Genomic DNA, 17,603 nt, shown 5'->3' on the forward strand with positions numbered 1-17,603 from the left:
TTATGATGAAGACAAAACAAATAAAATCCCTTGACGGTTTTACCGGAACCATTTTAATTCCGGTGTATGAGACCAATGCTAAAAGTATTGTGCCCATTGAATACCACGGTGTTTCGGTCGCTGCAAAAGTTTTTTACGGCAAAAAAGACACCTATTATTTAGTCGAAAAATACGATTGCACTCATGTCTTTATCGGTTTAGGAAAAGACATTGATTACAAATCGATTAAAACCATTTTCAGGAGAATTGCTTCCAAACAAAAAGAGGTTTTCGGTCAAAACGTAGCTTTGGCTTTTCCGGAAAAATTCAATTCAAATGATGTCGAAGCAGCTGTTTCCGGATTGGTTTTAGGAACTTACAACTTAGGGCATTACAAAAAAATCGAGGCACATCCATTTGCAGATGATAATTTTGAATTGCAATATTTAGCCAAAGGCGATGTAGAAGAAGCGGTAAACAAAGGCATCAAAATCGCCAAAGCACAATTAGAAACCTTCAACTTAGTCGATTTACCACCTAATAAAGTCAACCCGAAATACTTAGCCGATTGGGCGACAGCTGCAGGCAAGAAATATGGTTTCGAGGTTACGGTTTTTGGCAAAGCAAAATCTACTGAAATTGGGCTGCATTCTTTCCTATCTGTTGGAAAAGGCAGTGCCAATGAACCACAATTCATCATCATGGAATACAAACCCGTAAAAGCCAAAAAGCACATTGGTTTGGTAGGCAAAGGAATCACTTTCGATACCGGAGGTTTGAACATCAAAACTGCCGGAATGGTTCAAATGAAATGCGATATGGCCGGAGCTGCAGCGGTTTTAGGCGCAATGCAATTGGTGGCTGATTTACAATTACCTTATCGGGTAACTGCGATTGTTCCTGCTTGTGAGAATTCAGTCGACGCGCATTCGTTTATGCCGAGTGATGTCATTCAGAGCTATGCCGGACATTCGATAGAAATCATTGATACCGATGCTGAAGGAAGATTGATTTTGGTAGATGGATTGTCTTATTTAATCAAAAACTACAAACCCGAAACGGTAATCGATTTGGCAACATTAACCGGAAGTGTCGTTGGTACGTTAGGCTACGAATGCGCCGGATTGTTTACCAATAACGAAGAGTTGTCTAAAAAACTTCAACAATCAGGTGATGCAATTGGCGAACGTTTGTGGCAATTACCACTTTGGGATGCTTACAAACCGGATATTGATAGTGAAATTGCCGATGTCAAAAACTATTCAGGGAAACCGGTTGCCGGAGCAATCTCGGCGGCTAAGTTTTTGGAATATTTTACCGAAGACCACAAATCATGGGCACATTTAGATATAGCCGGAGTGGCTTTTGGCGATAGTGAATTTGCCAAGACCAAACATGCAACGGCTTATGGCGTACATTTAATTACTAAATTTATTGAAAATCTATAGCGTATGGAAAATCCAATCAAGAATTTCATCTGTATTTCTAATTATTTTAAAGGGAATGATTTCTTAATTAATTTGAAAAAACAAGGCAATAAAGTCTATTTAATCACTTCCGAGAAATTGCGTGATAAACCTTGGGCTTTTGATTATATAGATGAAATTTATTTTATGCCCGGACAAGATGTGGATTGGAATCTAGAAGAACTATTAGCCGGCGTGGCCAGTTTAATGCGTGAAAGAAAAATTGACGGTATCGTCGCTTTAGATGATTTCGATGTAGAAAAAGCTGCCTATTTACGTGAAAATCTAAGAATCTCAGGAATGGGACAAACCACGGGAAGGTATTTTCGCGACAAATTAGCCATGAGAATGCGCGCTAAAGATGCGGGTATTCCAATACCTGCTTTTAGTCCGCTTTTCAATGATGAAGAAATCAATCAGTTTGCCGATTCGGTTTCGCCACCATGGGTTTTAAAACCACGTTCTGAAGCATCGGCATCCGGAATTATGAAAGTGCATTCTAAAGAAGAACTTTGGGAAAAGATTCACGGATTAGGGGATAACCGAATCAAATATTTGGTAGAACAATTCAAGCCCGGAGCAGTTTACCATTGTGATGGATTGAATTGGCAGGGAAAAACGTTGTTTTCAATCACGTCTCAATATTTGGCGACACCTATGGAAATTTCACAAGGAGGCGGCATTTTCAGAAGTGCCAATATCCCTTACGATTCGAAAGATGACAAAGCTATCAAAAAACAAAACGAACATGTTTTAAAAGCATTTGGTATGCAGCACGGAGCCAATCATACCGAGTTTATCAAATGCAATGACGATGGGAAGATATACTTTTTAGAAACGGCTTCGCGTGTTGGTGGTGCGCATTTAGCCGAAATGGTTGATGCTGCGTCAGGCGTAAATCTTTGGAGCGAATGGGCCAAAATTGAAGATGCTTTAGTCAAAGGAAAAGAATATAAACTACCCACCATAAAAAAAGGGTTTGCCGGAATTGTATTGACCTTATCTAAATTTGATCATCCTGATTTATCCGGTTTTAATGATAGTGAGGTATGCTTCCGAGTGCCTCTAGAATACCATGCAGGATTGATTGTAAAAAGTGATAATCATGCTCGTGTTCGAGAATTACTTGACGATTACGCTGAGCGATTGATTAGAGATTTTGCTACTGTGGCTCAACAAGAAGCGGTTAAGAAATTGCATTAATAAAATCAACCGCAAATTCACGAATTACAATTTGCGAATTTGCGGTAAAAAATATGGCTAATAAAACCTACACCAAACTCAATTTTCACTCGCATACATTTTGTATCTGGAAAGAAGTGCCTTTTGCCGAAATCAAGGATTTAAAAATCAACTATACCAGTCAATCCGGAAGTCAATATATTTTTACACCTGAAGGTTTGTACCGCATTTCTAATCATTGGGGAAGAGTGGCCAATTGTCATTGGAGATTGATTCCAATGACGGAGTTTAAAAACCAAAATGTGACTGTAGCTTTCGCCCATTGGACAGACTTTTATTCCAATGATGATACTTCGAAGTTGTTTTTTGTCAAAGTAAATTCGGAAACCAAAGAAATTAATTTTTACCACAAACTCACTGCGGAAAACCATGAAAAGGTGGTTTTAAGAAACGCTAAAGAAACCGCCAAAATCATCAGAACTATTAAAGAAGTCTTGACTCAAGAAGATTGGGCGAAGTATTTAAAGTATGATAATTTAGAAACTTTGCGAAAGGAAATTGTAAACGAATTGGTAACAACTTCTAAGACATTTTTAGAAGTAAAGAAAGCTTTTTTAGGTTAATTCTAACTAACAATTTTTATACTCTGTGAATCTTTGAGCTTCTCCGTGTATCTCTGTGAAATATTATTTCCCAAACATCCCAACCGTTCCGCCAACCCAATCTTTGTCTTTGTTGAATTTGACACCTATCATTTCCCCACGACTTAATCGAACCAAATTGGTTACTAGAGTAGGCGATGTATCATTTTTTTTCCAAACGGCTAATATTCTAACTTCTGCTTTAACTTTTCCGTCAGGCGATTGGATGATAGGTTTGTAGTTGACTTTTTTCTGGAGAATGTATAAGTCTTTTTCTGTTACGGCTTCAATGTCTTCACGTTTTACATGAAAAATTACGCCGCTTCCTGAAAAAGAAAATAAAGGTTTTAAAACATAATTCTCTAAATCAGTTGGAATTTCTTTTAAGTCGGAAAGCAAAGTCGTTTCGATAAAATATTTCCCTTTTAAATAGGGTAAGATGAACTTACTGATTCTGAAAAACCAATTTGGATGACCAGCCCATTCTACATCGTAATCTTTAGAAAAATCGAAGTTCAACTGCAAATCGGTGCGCAAATCCAATTCGTCAAAAATGACGCGATTGTAAATGCGTTTGACTTGCGTTTCTTCGCCTTGATTGTTTTTGTAGAAAAGTTGATTTTCCTTTTCGTACAATTCGGTAACACAAACTATCGGGATGCCCAAATCTCTTTGACAATAGTAGAAATCAATCTTAGTGTTTTGCTTTTCCGGCTCAATTTCTAAAAGAATTACATTCTCTTTTGGAAAATCATTACAGATAACTTCTTCTATTAGTTTCAAATAACTATCCGAATTCAATCCGTTAAAAAACGGTGTCAACTCAGAAAGAAAAGGGTAGTGGTTGACAAATTTTTGGGACAAATGATTCTGAAAATTGAATAACGAAGGGAAACCTTGTACTTCAATCAGCTTTGGTATAATTTCACCATCTTCTTCACAAATACCAAAATCAATCGCTAAAAAGGTAGTGTGATTGTCTTCATTTGGCACTTTTCTGTTTAACTCTAAAGCTCTATCAGTAAGTATTTTAAAATCGGTCTTTTGAATGAATTTGATAACTTCCTGACAACCTTCCAACAACTGTTCTTTTAACTCGTTCGGAATAAAAAAAGGAGTTTCACCAATTCGGAACGTCACTTTATAGTCGAAATCTGCAGTGATGTCGTTTTGCATAGCCTCATATTTGGCCTCGGTAAAATTGTCGTTAAAAAGATGGCGGTAGTTTGAATTCATTTTACAAATCTAGTTGGAAAGCGATTTTCTGTGTTTCATCAAGTCGTTGATGGCAATGCGCAAGAAATTCGGGATAATGGTTTCGTTGGTTTTATAGATTTTATCTTCGTCTAACAAGTCTTCCAACATATCGCGGAACTTGGTTTTGCCTTTCATGGCAATAATGTGTTCGCGTCTTTCTTTGTTCTTTAAATTAGCGACAAAGCTCAAAGCATCAGCTTCGGGATGGAATTGCAACCCAACAAATTCATCTGAAAAGCGAACGCCCATAATGGCACGCTCGTATTCAACATGAGTTCTCATCTTTTCTAAAGCGATAATCATAGCGCCTTTTTTACTAAAAATGCTCAGTTTAGGTTGAACCACTTGGTAATCTCGACTATCAATCGCGTAAAAAGGATTATTCAAACCTTCTAAAATCGGGTCACTGCTTCCGGCTTCGGTTTTGTGAATGGTCATTACGCCAAAAGAAGTGGCTTTTCTTTTATTAATCGTGGCCAATCCAAAGTGATGACAAGCCATTTGAAACGAATGACAGATGAACAACATGTGTTTTTTTACTTTTTGTTCTTTATTCCAGTTCCATAATTCATCTATAAAATCGTACCATTTCAAGTCCCAACCATCGCCTTCAAGTGGATTTCCCGGTCCGCCGGTAGAAATATAAATGTCAAATTTCTTAATATCCGGAAACTCTGATTTACCTCTGACATCAAAAACTTGAAAAGTAACTATTTGATTAAATCGGTTTACAATATCAATGATACAACGCATTCCTTGATTAGGTTCTCCGTTGTACATGTCTAAAATTGCTATGCGAATTGGGTTGCTCATTATTTTACAATTTGGTAATGCAAAGATAATTTTTTGTTGTCGGTTCTCAGTTGTCGGTTGTCGGTTTTTTAACAATTAAATTTACAACAGACAACAGCTAACTGACAACGGTTTATAATCCTTTTGTAAATTCACTAGTAATCATATCGACGACTTTGGTTAAATCATGGGTTTGGTTAAAAACAGCCAATTGTTTATCGGCTCCGGTTCCTTCATTTAAAATGGTGTGAACATAATTAATTTCGTCACGACTACCTAATTCATCAACAACATCATCAATAAAATCAAGCAATTCAAGGATTAAGCTTTTAGTATTGACTTCTTGTTGTAAACCAAAATCAATCATATTGCCTTCAACTCCGTAGCGAGCCGCTCTGAATTTATTCTCCTTAATCAAGGCAATTCTGTAAATGTTGAAACTCGTATTGGCCATGGTTAGTTTATATAATTTAGCCACAACGGCTTGAATTATAGCAACAATACACATCGCTTCATCAACAGTCAAACTCATGTCAGTTATGCGGAATTCAATCGTGTCATAGAAAGGATGTAAACGCAAATCCCACCAAATTTTTTTCGGATTATCGATACATTTGGTTTTCACCAATGTCTCCAAATAGTTGTCATACGCTTGAACGCTATCAAAATATTCAGGCAAACCTGTTCGAGGAAATTTATCAAATACTTTAGTTCTAAACGATTTATAACCGGTATTTCTACCTTCCCAAAACGGTGAATTTGTGGACAAGGCAAAAATATGGGGTAAAAAATAAGTCGCTTGGTTCATCAATTGCAAACCAATTTCGCGGTTTTCTATACCAACATGACAATGCATCCCGAAAATTAAATTGGAACGCGCCGCATCTTGCAATTCGTTTACAATATGATGGTATCTTGGATCATCAGTTATGGGTTGGTCTTGCCAACGAGAAAACGGATGCGTTCCGGCACCGCCAACTACCAAGTTTTGCTTAGCGGCTAATTCAACTATTTTACTTCTCAGAAAGCAAATTTCATTTTTGGCTTCTTTTACGTTTTTACAAATATTGGTTCCGACTTCTACGACAGATTGGTGCATTTCAGCTTTCACCTGTTCGTTTAAAATGATTTTGGCACCATCAACAATTTTGGACAAATGCGAACGTAAATCGCGGGTTTCGGGATCTATGATTTGGTATTCTTCTTCTACACCTAGGGTAAATACGGGTAATTTCTTCGTCATATTCTTTAGTTTCAGGTTTCAGGTTTCAGGTTTCAGGTTGTCTCCTCAGCAGAACCAACTTGAAACTTTAAACTTGAAACATTTTTTTTACTTCGCTGCATCTTTAATAAAGTCACCCCAAGTTAAGTTGACTTTACCCGGCTTTTGTTTTTTAGCGAATGCTATGGCCATTTTAGCGGCTTCTTCTACAACCCATTCAAAATTCTCAGCACCAACAGAAGTATATTCGGCGTCAGGAGCCGGATTTCCGAAGTCAATGGCGTATGGGATTCCATCACGCACAGCAAATTCAACGGTATTAAAATCATAGCCCAAACCTTTGCAAAGGCGAAGTGTATAATCTTTAATGGTCGCCATTAGTTTTTTATCTGTATTCGGATTTTCTACTACATATCTTAAGTGGTGTGGATTTCTTGGTTCGTATGGCATAATACGTACTGCTTTTCCGCCTAAACAATAAACGCGATAGTAATCATCGAAGACTATTTCTTCTTGTAAAAGCATAACCAATTGTCCGGTTTCTTGGTGTTTTTGCCAAAATTCTTCTTTGTTTTCTAAGCGATAAACATTTTTCCAACCACCGCCGGCATAAGGTTTCATATAAGCCGGAAATCCTATATAGTCGAAAATTCCTTCCCAATCCATTGGATATTTAAGGTTTCTGAATGATTTTGAAGTAGTGTCGGTCGGATGTTCCGCTGAAGGCAGTATTACGGTATTTGGTAGTGGAACACCTAAAGTATCTGCCAAACAATTATTGAAGAACTTGTCATCCGCACTCCACCAGAATGGGTTATTGATTACGTTGGTTCCGGTTAGTGCTGCATTTTTCAGAAACGCTCGATAGAAAGGAACATCTTGTGAAATTCTATCTATAATTACGGCATATTCACCGCCTTTGTTTTGCACAACTTTGTCTATAGAAACGGCTTCCGCGATGATGCCTTTTTCGTTTTTTGAATTTACTCTTTCGATAAAGGCGTATGGGAATGTATCTTCCATTCCGAATAAAATACCAATCTTTTTCATAACTCTATTGTTTATTGTTTTGTCTTATTTCGTATTCATTTAAAAAAACTTGATTCTGGATAAATAATGTGGGAACATTTCGCGCCAAACCGGCCAATCGTGGTCGCGATCTTGTCGAACATCTAACCAATGCGGAATATCTCTTTGAGAAAGGATTTTACTCAGCTTTAAATTAGCATCAAAACAAATATCCCAATTGGAAGTGCCGAGAATGATATCCATATTCCATAATTCACCATCGTTTAAACCATGTAAATAATCTTCCGGACTATTGTAAAATACATTATCATCCCAATGTCCATCCATAAAACTTTTGATAGAAAAGGCTCCGCTCAGAGAAAACATGTGACTGACATAACCCGGATGTTTGAAAGCAAAGTTAGCTGCATGATAACCGCCAAAACTGCAACCGGCAACGGCTACCTTTCCGGCGTGAGTATTGTTTCTAACACGTTCGACTATTTCGTGGCAAATCATTTTATCGTACCAAACGTGGTTTTGAATGCGATGTACCGGATGAATATTTTTGTTATAGAAACTATCTTTGTCAATGCTGTCAGGACAAAAGATTTGTATTAATCCTTGTTCGATATACCAACGAGCGCTTTCGATTAATCCTTGGTCTTTATTTTCGTGATAACTTCCCATAGAAGTGGGGAAGAGGATGACAGGATAACCGGAATGTCCGAAAACCAGCATTTGGATTTCACGGCTTAAATTAGGCGAATACCACTTAAAATATTCTTCTTTCATAATTGTTATTCGTTTTAACAATTATAATGAAAAATTTGTTGTGAAATATGTAAAACTTTGAATCTTATTAAGTTTTACGATAAAATATTTATTGATATTTAGTTTTTGAAAATTCTCCAAAAAAAACACTAAATACAAATACGGAATTTAATTATTGTTAAGAATAACTCCAATATAAATCCTGTAAGTGCATATAAACAGTAGTTAAAACTGCTTTTGGATGATAAGAATGTCAATAACTAAGCTTGAATCTCAATTAATTGAATTTGGCTTTTAAGTCTTTCAACAAGCATATTCATCATTCGTTTATTCAGATTAGATGAATTTTGAATGTATTCTGCATATTCTTCCAAAGTAAAAAAAGCGATGACCATTCCTTTTAAAGAGTTTCTAAACTTGATGTCACGTTGTACAACATTTTCCACGTAGGCCATTTTCTTTTCGGGAGTTAGTGAAAAGAAAACATTTTTTTGCTTTATGGCGTAGTTGATAAAAACTTGAATAAGCAAATCATTTTGTAACTTTAAAATAGGGCGAAGGGTTTTGTTTTGAAAAACTTCCTCTAGCGAGGATTGATTGGTGATTGTTCCTAAAGATTCTCCTCTTAATTCTAGAACGTTGTTATCTCTGGCTTCCATATTGGGATTGCATTAGTGGTTTTTAGAATGTTTCAAACGAACTAAAGTTCGCATACCTGACTGCCACCGGCAGTCCTCCTCTTAATATCAAATATCTCTGGCTTCCATGGTTTTTTTTTAAAGTTATAAAAAAACCCCTGTCGTAAAACAGAGGTCATTTTATAGTTATCAATAATTAATTGTTAATTAGTTATCTTGAAAACAGCCTTGCGAACTAGTCGTCTTGCGTATTCAGAGTTTTTGTCAACAGAACTATCGATTCCGGCTCCTTTGGCACTTAATCTAGAAGGATTGATACCTGCCTTAACTAAGATTGCTTTTACATTCTCAGCTCTTGTAGCAGCCAACTTCTCATTTTTAGCACTATTACCAACTTCGTCTGCATAACCTGAAATTTCAACAGATGCTGTTGGGTTGTTTCTTAAATAGTTTAATACAAATCCAATATTGTCTGAAGACGCAGGATTTGGTTGTGAAATAGCTTTATCAAAATAAGCGGCAATGTATCCTTCATTGATTAATTGCTCAATCATATTTTTTGATAAGGAAGTATTGTTGTTATTATTCGTAATCGAATTATCAATATATTTTTCTAACTCATCTGGAACTCCATTGTTGTTTTTGTCAACCATTCTACCTTTGGTGTCAACTGCAACACCGGCTAAAGAGTTGTTTTCAACATCTAAATAATCAGGAACGCCATCTTTATCAGAATCATTCATTAGTGTCTCAATTTCCCCAATTCTACTATTCAAATCGGCAATTTCTTTGTCTTTTTTATCTTGAATGATTGCCCAATCACCGTGAATTTTTTGGTTTCCGAAAGAATATGATAAGCCAAGAGTCATTACAACCATTTGTCCTGATAAGTTTTCCGATTTATCAGCATATGATCCATCCCAATTTAAATGTTGTCTGAAATTATTCAACAAACTGATATCACCAACCAACGAAATTGATTTTGATATTCTGAATTGTGGTGAAAACCCAACAATTAAACCTCCATTAAGTTCATCTAAGTCTAAAACATCTGAATGCATTCTGGCTACTTGCAGACCTCCATGCAACAACAAACCAAAACGACCAACCGACTCTTCTAATCCAAACAATCTCACCGCATTAACAACACCTTGAAAACCTACTCTGTACTGGTATGTTTCAAACTCTAAACTTCCACTGCCGGATTGATTGGTGAATTTATCATAGTTTAAATCTAGTTTAAGACCAAACTTTGGACTTAACATATATCGAGCAGCAGCTCCAAAAGAATTGGCTTGAAACCCACCAAAAGATCTAGATGGATCACTAGAATAATAACCGTCAGCATATGGTTTTATCCCTTTAGCTTGTCCGAAATAAACGTCTATTGTCCATCTGTTATAACTATCTCCTAATGTTCCTGTAGTATCAACGGCAACTTGTGCATTTGAAAAGTTGAAGGAAAAAATAGCCGTTAAAAGTAGTAGGTAATTCTTCATATAAGGTTTTTTGCGATTATTAAAAATGTTAAAATCACCACAAATATAAATGTTTACAATTAATAATCAACTTTTTTACTTAGATAAGACATAAGTAAAACCGATTTAATTCTAAATTTGATTGCGAAATATATGAGGTTTGCTTTTGAAATCGATTTCGGTTAATGATTTGCCAATACTGTAACCACAATAATTCAATTTGCTATTTTTGTTTTATTAAAAAATTGATAAACATGAGATTTCACACCAGAAAATGGGTAAAACCGGAAGATTTGAATCCAAACAGCACTTTATTTGGCGGACGATTGTTGGCTTGGATAGATGAAGAATTGGCATTATATTCCATCATTCAATTAGAAAATCCAAAGATTGTCACCAAGCACATGTCGGAGATTAATTTTAGAAGTTCGGCCAAACAAGGCGACATTATTGAAATTGGTATTGATGTAGTTAAATTTGGAGGTTCTTCATTGACTTTGACTTGTCAGGTAAGAAATATGATGACTCGTGAAATCATTATCACTATCGACTCGATAACCATGGTTAGCCTCGGACCGGATGGCAAACCAAAGCCACATGGAAAAACGCAAATCGAATACATTCAGGATCGATTGACCGGTTATTGATCTACAAAGTCACTTTTGCCGGAAGGCATTTCATAAATCTGTAAGTCAAAATATGGGATAGAAGCAAAAATATGATCGAAAATATCGGCCATAATGTATTCGTAATTCTCAAATCTTTTATCGTTGGAGAAAGCATAAATTTCCAATGGAATTCCTTGAGCCGTTGGCTGTAACTGACGACAAAGCAAAATCATATCTTTATTCAAACCCGGATATTGACTTAAATATTGAGTGATGTATTTTCGGAACAAACCAAAATTGGTCATATTCCTTCCATTAATAAGTATCGATTTATCAATATTGTGCATGGCATTGAACTTATCAATTTCATTTTGACGGTGTTGTATATAATTGGAAACCAATTGAATTTTCTTCAATTCTTGCAATTCTTTTTCGTCTAAAAATCGAATGCTATGGGCTTTGATTAAAATGTGTCTTTTAATTCTTCGTCCATTAGAATCTAACATGCCGCGCCAGTTTCTAAAAGAATCCGAAATCATGCTGTATGTTGGAATCGTCGTGGTGGTATTGTCAAAATTTCTAACTTTTACGGTGGCCAAATTGATTTCGATTACATCACCATCGGCACCAAATTTGTCAAACGTAATCCAATCACCAATTCTAACCATATCATTTAAAGAAACTTGAACACTGGCTACAAATCCTAAAATGGTATCTCTAAAAATCAAAATAATAATGGCTGAAATCGCTCCGAATGTTCCCAGCATGGCATTGGTACTGATGTCAAAAATTTTGGAAACAATCATGATAAAACCAAATATCCACAGTACAATCATGATTACCTGAATGTAGCTATCAATAGGTTTGTCGCTGAATGAAGGGTTTGATTTTAAATGATCTCGGAAAGCATTCATGATGGTTTTTACAATCCACAATGTCAATAAAACAATGTAAATCGCAATCATTTTAGCAAAAATACCTTCCCAATACACAAAATTCTCTAAAATAATCGGAACCGATTTGTAGATGAAAAGCAAAGGAATCAAATGAGCTATGTATTTGGCGGTTTTGTTGGAAACCAATAAATCATCAAATTTAGTTTTGGTTCTTCGGGCTATAATAATCATAGTTCGCACCAATACATAGCGGAAAATACTGTAAATGATGTAAACGATAATCAATAGTATTGTAATGTTTATCGCCAAACTCAAATAAGAAGAAAAGGTTTCTCCAAAATCCCATTTTTTGAAAACAGGATAACTCCAACCAAATATTTTCTCAACAATTTTATGCATTTTTTACGTATTTTTTTTCCACATAAAAAGTAGCAAAAGGAAATAGCGAAGCCAATTGAACTATCGCTAACTCTTTCAAACTCCATCTTTGACTTTTAAAAATGGTAAAGGCTAATATCACATAACCAATAAACAGAACTCCATGAGCCATTCCTATTGGAAACAATAAGGTTTTGTACAAATCCAAATTGGTGGGTTTGATGACTAACATATTAAAGAATAAAACTAAATAGGATATACCTTCGGCAATGGCAGTGAACTTGAAAAGCTTGGTCATGTTTTTTTTATTTAGATGCAAAATTAAGTAATAACATTATTAAAGAACCAAAAAGCGATTACTTTTGTTGGTATAAAAATAAGATGAGTAAAAGAGATTTAAAGAAATACCTGAATGAACTTTCCAAAGTACAATTGGAAGAGCAAATTATAGAACTTTATGACAAATTTAGTGATGTTAAAGTCTATTATGATTTTGCTTTTAATCCCAATGAAGACAAGTTGGTTCGAGAAGCTAAGTTTAAAATCTCTAACGAATATTTTCCAGTAAAAGGTAAGAAATCTAAAATGCGCCGTTCTGTGGCTCAAAAATTCATCAAACATTTTATTTCACTGGGCGTTGATTCGTTTATCATTGCTGATATTATGCTGTACAATATCGAAATTGCTCAAACTTTCTCAGCTGAAAGATTAGTAAAGCAAGAATTGTTCTTTAAAAGCATGCTAACTTCTTTTCAACAAGCAATTAGTTTTATGATTGAAAAGGGAATACTCGACGATTTTAAGAATAGAGTAGTGGCTGTCAAAGAAGAAAGCATCGCTCAAAACTGGTTCAATCAGTATGAGTTTTCAGCAGTTGTAGAAAGACTCGAATATTAATTTTTTGTTATTTAGAAATTAAATTGTGTGAGAACTCTTTTTTAGGTGTACTTTTGCAAAATTGTACAAATCACCATGTCTCATAAAGATTTTAATGCCGAAATTGAAGAGAAAAAGGAACTTTACGGTTACCAAAAGGGCGATATTGACAAAATTTTTGAGCGATTAGACAATGGTCCGGAAAACCACCATTTGTTGTACCAATTGCCAACCGGCGGTGGAAAGACCGTAATTTTTTCCGAAATTGTTCGCCGTTATTTATCTCAGCACAATAAAAAAGTAGTCGTTTTGACGCACCGAATTGAACTTTGTAAGCAAACTTCTAAAATGCTTAAAGGCTTCGATGTCAAAAATAAAATCATCAATAGCAATATCAAAGAATTGCCCGATCAAGATGAGTATTCTTGTTTTGTAGCGATGGTCGAAACGTTAAAAAACCGTTTGAACGACGAGAAATTGATGATTGACAATGTAGGTTTGGTAATTATTGACGAAGCGCATTACAATTCGTTCCGAAAATTACTCAGCCAATTCAAAAAATCTTTCATTTTAGGCGTAACTGCAACACCTTTGAGTTCCAATATTAAGTTGCCAATGCACCATAATTATGATGAATTAATTGTTGGCGACACCATTCAATCACTTATCGACAAAGGCTTTTTAGCGAAAGCTACAACTTATAGTTATGATGTTGGACTGACTTCTCTTAAAGTGGGAATCAATGGTGATTATACCGTAAAATCTTCGGATGATTTATATATGAATATGGTCATGCAAGAAAAATTATTGCATGCTTACACTGAAAAATCCTTGGGTAAAAAGACTTTGATTTTCAATAATGGTATCAATACGTCATTGTATGTTTACGACACTTTTAAAGAAGCCGGATATCCCATAAAACATTTAGACAATACAACATCTGCCGAAGATAGAAAAGACATTTTACAATGGTTTAAAAAAACGCCGGATGCGATTTTAACTTCTGTTGGTATTTTGACTACAGGGTTTGATGAACCAACTGTAGAAAGCATTATACTCAATCGTGCCACAAAATCGTTGACGCTTTATTTTCAAATGATTGGTCGTGGTTCGCGAAAATTGCCAAACAAGGATGAGTTTACCGTTATTGACCTGGGCAACAATGCGTTGCGATTTGGTTTATGGAATGATCCAGTTGATTGGCAACATATCTTTAAATCTCCCGAATATTATTTGGAAAGTTTACGTGATGATGCCGAAATTGAATACGGTTTCAAATATACCATGCCTGAAGCAACTAGAAAATTGTTTGCTAAAACAGCCATCATTGACATGGACATTGAAGAAGAATTTAAAAGGAATGCTGCTTTAAATTTGCGCTCCAAAGAAGTGCTTGAAAAATCCATCAACCAACACGCTTTAATGTGTGTTGAAAATACTTCTGATTTAAATGCGGCCCGAATGTTATCTAAAATTTTAAACGATGATATTGAAAGTCGCGTCAGACGATTTGTAAATTGTTTAGGCAAAACCAGCAAGAATTACCGCGAATGGCTAATAGAAGATTATAAAACCAAATTAACTTTAGCTATCGGGAAAAAGTTCAGAGAACTTAATTTATAATTTATCAATTTAAGTTAGATCTTTTAAATTGATGGTTTACAATAATTTAATATTAAAATACTACAATCATTAAAACGTATACTTTTTAAACTATAATTTATATTATGTAAAATAGAATATTTTAAAACTTAGCGGTATATGACTTTCTTTAGTTTTCAAATGTTTTTAACAAACAACCCTATCTTGCCTAAACCTTTACTATTTTTGTAAAAGTCAAAACCATCAGATTAATTTCAAATAACGCTATGAGTAATTCAATTGCTGAAAATATCGCCAATTTTTTAAAAGAATATCCGCCATTTAATTATTTGACTTATGATGAGCTGATTCAAGTCGTAAATAATATTGGCGTTGTGAACTTAGACAAGCAAAAAGTTTTATTCAAAATTGATGACAAACTGCATGACAGTTTTTACGTAGTAGCTTCAGGGGTAATAAATTTATCTGTCATTGCTGATGCTGAAGAAACTTTATTAAATAAGTGCTATGCCGGAGATGTTTTTGGTCTGCGTCCTTTTTTTGCTAAAAACAATTATATGATGACAGCAAAAGCCCGTGAAGACAGCATTGTTTATGCCGTTCCTATTAGTGCTTTCAAGCCTTTTGTAACACAAAACCCTCAAGTTTTAGACTTTTTATTGGAAAGTTTTGCTACTAATACGCGCAATCCTTTTGATAAAGAAAATCGCGGTAAGCTTATTACCGACAACGTATACACTGAAAATCAATCGAATGAAATTCAGTATTTTCAATCATTGGCCTATAACAAAACACCGCTCAAGATTGCCCGTAATATTATTGTAAAAGATACGGCACAATTAATGACAGAAAATCTAATTGACAGTGCCATAATAATAGAGCAAAATTGCCCAATAGGTATTGTTACCGATACTGATTTCAGAACTAAAATTGTTAATGGTCGATTTCCAATTTCAACTACCGTTGACAAAATTATGTCATCACCGGTGATCACGGTACCCGAAAACGTTTCTGTAGCCGAAGCACAACTATTATTGTTAAAATACAATGTCAGTCATTTGTGTGTTACTGCCGATGGTTCTGACAAATCTGAGGTTAAAGGAATTATTTCAGAACACGACTTGATTGTTGCGCAAGCCAACAACCCAGGTGTTTTGATTAAAGAAATAAAGCGTTCATTATCGCCTAAAGAATTAAAATTAGTTCGTGAAAAACTAACCGATTTGATTCAAACTTCAATAGCTAAAAATATTCCTTTACCACATATTTATAACATTACAGGTGAAATCATTACTGCCATTATTAAGCGTTCTGTAGAATTGGCTATACTTGATTTAGGTTCTCCTCCATCCAGATTTGCTTGGTTGAGTATCGGAAGTCAAGGGCGTAAAGAGCAACTTTTACTAACCGACCAAGACAGTATCCTTATTTTTGAAGATGTAGCAGCAGAGAAATACCGAGATGTGAAAGATTATTTCTTGAAATTATCTAAAAGAACTACTGCTATACTGGAAAAAGTGGGTTACCAATTTTGTCCTAATGGACACATGGCCAGCAATATGCTTTGGTGTAAATCCTTAAGCGATTGGATGAAACAATACAATAATTGGATGAAAACACCTGGAGAAACTTCTAATGACATTAGCAGTATCTTTTTTGATTTTGAAATTGCTTTCGGTGAAGGAAAAATAGAAGACACTATAGCTGACTTAATTTTTACAAATACCAAGAATAATGCATTGTTTTTTGATTATTTAGGTAATGATGCCTTACGCAAACATCCACCGCTTAACTTTTTTAAGAAATTCAATTTAGAAGAAGAAGGCGAAAATAAAGGTAAATTTGACATCAAAAACAGGGCAATTATGCCATTAGTTGATGGAGCTCGATTGTTTGCTATTAGTATGAATTTGAGAGGCATCAATAACACGTATTCTCGTTTCAAACAATTGGCTTTAGTTGATCCTAAATTCTCTGAAATCTATTTAAATTGCGCTGATGCTTTCTTGATATTGTCAAAATTCAGAACTTTAGAAGGCTTAAAGAATGATAGTTCGGGCGACTTTATCAATATTGAAGAGTTAACTAAAGTAGACCGCGAAAAACTAAAAAACGCCTTAGCTCCAATGAGAGAATTAGAAGAACTAATCAAAGATAAATTTCAATTAACACAATTCTCCTAATATGTTGGGTTGGATAAAAAATATCAATAAAGAATACCCCGAGTTTTGGAAAACTTACTTAGCTAAGTTTGAAACCAAAACCAACAGGTATGTGATTCTGAATACTGAAACTACAGGCTTAAACCCGAAGAAAGATGTAATTCTGTCTTTTGGTGCTATTGCTGTAATTAATGATGTGATTAAAATTAGTGATAATTTTGAAGTGGTGATTTTACAATACAAATACTTACACGACAATGGCTTGTCTAACGAATTTTTAATCGAAAGTAAGTTGCCTAAACTCTCGGAATACAACGCCATTCAAGCATTAGTTGAATATGTTGAAAATGCGGTTTTGGTCGGTCACCGAATTCATTTTGACATTGAACTAATTAATGAAGCATTAGAAAAAATGGAATGTGGTAAATTAAAAAACGAAGCACTGGACATTGAAATCATGCATCAAAAATTAATGGATATTACCAATAAATCCTTTTCAATAGAAGACTTGGTCAAGCACTACAAACTTCCGGCTAAAGAGCGAAATTCAGCCTCAGATGACGCCTATTCTATTGCCCTATTGTTTTTGAAATTAAAAAACCGTTTGGGTTTTAAATAACAAAAACCTGCTTGGGGAAGCAGGT

At 35.0% G+C, this 17,603-nt stretch carries 17 protein-coding genes; 8 read left to right on the forward strand and 9 right to left on the reverse strand.

Annotation, left to right across the window (positions count from 1 at the left end; genetic code table 11):
* The first annotated feature begins 2 nt into the window (after positions 1–2).
* The 3 genes from ACK4R1_RS13645 to ACK4R1_RS13655 are packed head-to-tail and all read left to right on the forward strand — an operon-like array spanning position 3 to position 3,250.
* Positions 3–1,427, forward strand: a complete 1,425-nt coding sequence (locus ACK4R1_RS13645) for a leucyl aminopeptidase family protein (protein ID WP_409688152.1) — start codon at positions 3–5, stop codon at positions 1,425–1,427.
* Between the two features lie 3 nt (positions 1,428–1,430).
* Positions 1,431–2,648 (forward strand): acetyl-CoA carboxylase biotin carboxylase subunit family protein, encoded by a 1,218-nt coding sequence (locus ACK4R1_RS13650; RefSeq protein WP_409688155.1) that lies wholly within the window; start codon positions 1,431–1,433, stop codon positions 2,646–2,648.
* 53 nt (positions 2,649–2,701) lie between these two features.
* The gene (locus ACK4R1_RS13655; protein WP_409688158.1) at positions 2,702–3,250 is read left to right on the forward strand and encodes a hypothetical protein; all 549 of its coding nucleotides are present in this window, start codon (positions 2,702–2,704) and stop codon (positions 3,248–3,250) included.
* Between the two features lie 63 nt (positions 3,251–3,313).
* Here the strand turns inward: ACK4R1_RS13655 and ACK4R1_RS13660 are convergent, their stop codons facing one another.
* From ACK4R1_RS13660 to ACK4R1_RS13690, 7 genes are all read right to left on the reverse strand, one after another.
* Positions 3,314–4,504: a hypothetical protein gene (locus ACK4R1_RS13660; RefSeq protein ID WP_409688161.1), complete on the reverse strand. Its 1,191-nt coding sequence runs from the start codon at positions 4,502–4,504 to the stop codon at positions 3,314–3,316.
* Positions 4,505–4,513: 9 nt separating this feature from the next.
* Positions 4,514–5,338 carry a type 1 glutamine amidotransferase gene (locus tag ACK4R1_RS13665; RefSeq protein WP_409688163.1) on the reverse strand — a complete coding sequence of 275 codons (825 nt, stop codon included), beginning with the start codon at positions 5,336–5,338 and terminating at the stop codon, positions 4,514–4,516.
* 112 nt (positions 5,339–5,450) lie between these two features.
* Positions 5,451–6,560, reverse strand: coding sequence for a carboxylate-amine ligase (locus ACK4R1_RS13670; protein WP_409688166.1), 1,110 nt, complete (start codon positions 6,558–6,560; stop codon positions 5,451–5,453).
* A gap of 87 nt (positions 6,561–6,647) precedes the next feature.
* Positions 6,648–7,589: a RimK family alpha-L-glutamate ligase gene (locus tag ACK4R1_RS13675; protein ID WP_409688169.1), complete on the reverse strand. Its 942-nt coding sequence runs from the start codon at positions 7,587–7,589 to the stop codon at positions 6,648–6,650.
* A gap of 39 nt (positions 7,590–7,628) precedes the next feature.
* Positions 7,629–8,342 carry an esterase family protein gene (locus ACK4R1_RS13680; RefSeq protein ID WP_409688172.1) on the reverse strand — a complete coding sequence of 238 codons (714 nt, stop codon included), beginning with the start codon at positions 8,340–8,342 and terminating at the stop codon, positions 7,629–7,631.
* Between the two features lie 239 nt (positions 8,343–8,581).
* Entirely contained in the window at positions 8,582–8,980 is a 399-nt protein-coding gene (locus tag ACK4R1_RS13685) for a glyoxalase (RefSeq protein ID WP_409688175.1), read from the reverse strand.
* Positions 8,981–9,162: 182 nt separating this feature from the next.
* A complete protein-coding gene (locus tag ACK4R1_RS13690; RefSeq protein WP_409688178.1) occupies positions 9,163–10,458 on the reverse strand; it encodes an OmpA family protein in 1,296 nt (431 codons plus the stop codon).
* Between the two features lie 233 nt (positions 10,459–10,691).
* Between ACK4R1_RS13690 and ACK4R1_RS13695 the strand changes: the two genes are divergently transcribed.
* Positions 10,692–11,084 carry an acyl-CoA thioesterase gene (locus ACK4R1_RS13695; RefSeq protein WP_409688181.1) on the forward strand — a complete coding sequence of 131 codons (393 nt, stop codon included), beginning with the start codon at positions 10,692–10,694 and terminating at the stop codon, positions 11,082–11,084.
* On the opposite strand, the gene ACK4R1_RS13700 is transcribed toward ACK4R1_RS13695, so the two are convergent.
* Complete coding sequence (locus tag ACK4R1_RS13700) at positions 11,078–12,340, reverse strand: mechanosensitive ion channel family protein (protein ID WP_409688184.1); 1,263 nt, start codon at positions 12,338–12,340, stop codon at positions 11,078–11,080. The genes ACK4R1_RS13695 and ACK4R1_RS13700 overlap by 7 nt on opposite strands.
* On the reverse strand, positions 12,333–12,617 hold the full coding sequence (locus tag ACK4R1_RS13705; RefSeq protein WP_409688187.1) for a DUF3817 domain-containing protein: 285 nt from the start codon (positions 12,615–12,617) through the stop codon (positions 12,333–12,335). The genes ACK4R1_RS13700 and ACK4R1_RS13705 overlap by 8 nt, the downstream gene beginning before the upstream one ends.
* Positions 12,618–12,700: 83 nt before the next feature.
* Here ACK4R1_RS13705 and ACK4R1_RS13710 point away from each other — a divergent pair, with 83 nt between their 5' ends.
* The 4 genes from ACK4R1_RS13710 to ACK4R1_RS13725 all read left to right on the forward strand — a co-directional run bounded on the left by ACK4R1_RS13710 (position 12,701) and on the right by ACK4R1_RS13725 (position 17,578).
* Positions 12,701–13,216 carry a DUF6155 family protein gene (locus tag ACK4R1_RS13710; RefSeq protein ID WP_409688190.1) on the forward strand — a complete coding sequence of 172 codons (516 nt, stop codon included), beginning with the start codon at positions 12,701–12,703 and terminating at the stop codon, positions 13,214–13,216.
* A 75-nt stretch (positions 13,217–13,291) separates the two neighbouring features.
* Positions 13,292–14,818 carry a DEAD/DEAH box helicase gene (locus ACK4R1_RS13715; RefSeq protein WP_409688193.1) on the forward strand — a complete coding sequence of 509 codons (1,527 nt, stop codon included), beginning with the start codon at positions 13,292–13,294 and terminating at the stop codon, positions 14,816–14,818.
* Positions 14,819–15,063: 245 nt separating this feature from the next.
* Positions 15,064–16,980 carry a DUF294 nucleotidyltransferase-like domain-containing protein gene (locus tag ACK4R1_RS13720; RefSeq protein ID WP_409688196.1) on the forward strand — a complete coding sequence of 639 codons (1,917 nt, stop codon included), beginning with the start codon at positions 15,064–15,066 and terminating at the stop codon, positions 16,978–16,980.
* A gap of 1 nt (position 16,981) precedes the next feature.
* Positions 16,982–17,578, forward strand: a complete 597-nt coding sequence (locus ACK4R1_RS13725) for a PolC-type DNA polymerase III (protein WP_409688199.1) — start codon at positions 16,982–16,984, stop codon at positions 17,576–17,578.
* Positions 17,579–17,603 lie beyond the last annotated feature (25 nt).

Origin of the sequence: Flavobacterium sp., assembly GCF_046293665.1 — a bacterium.
In the GTDB taxonomy this organism is placed as follows: domain Bacteria; phylum Bacteroidota; class Bacteroidia; order Flavobacteriales; family Flavobacteriaceae; genus Flavobacterium.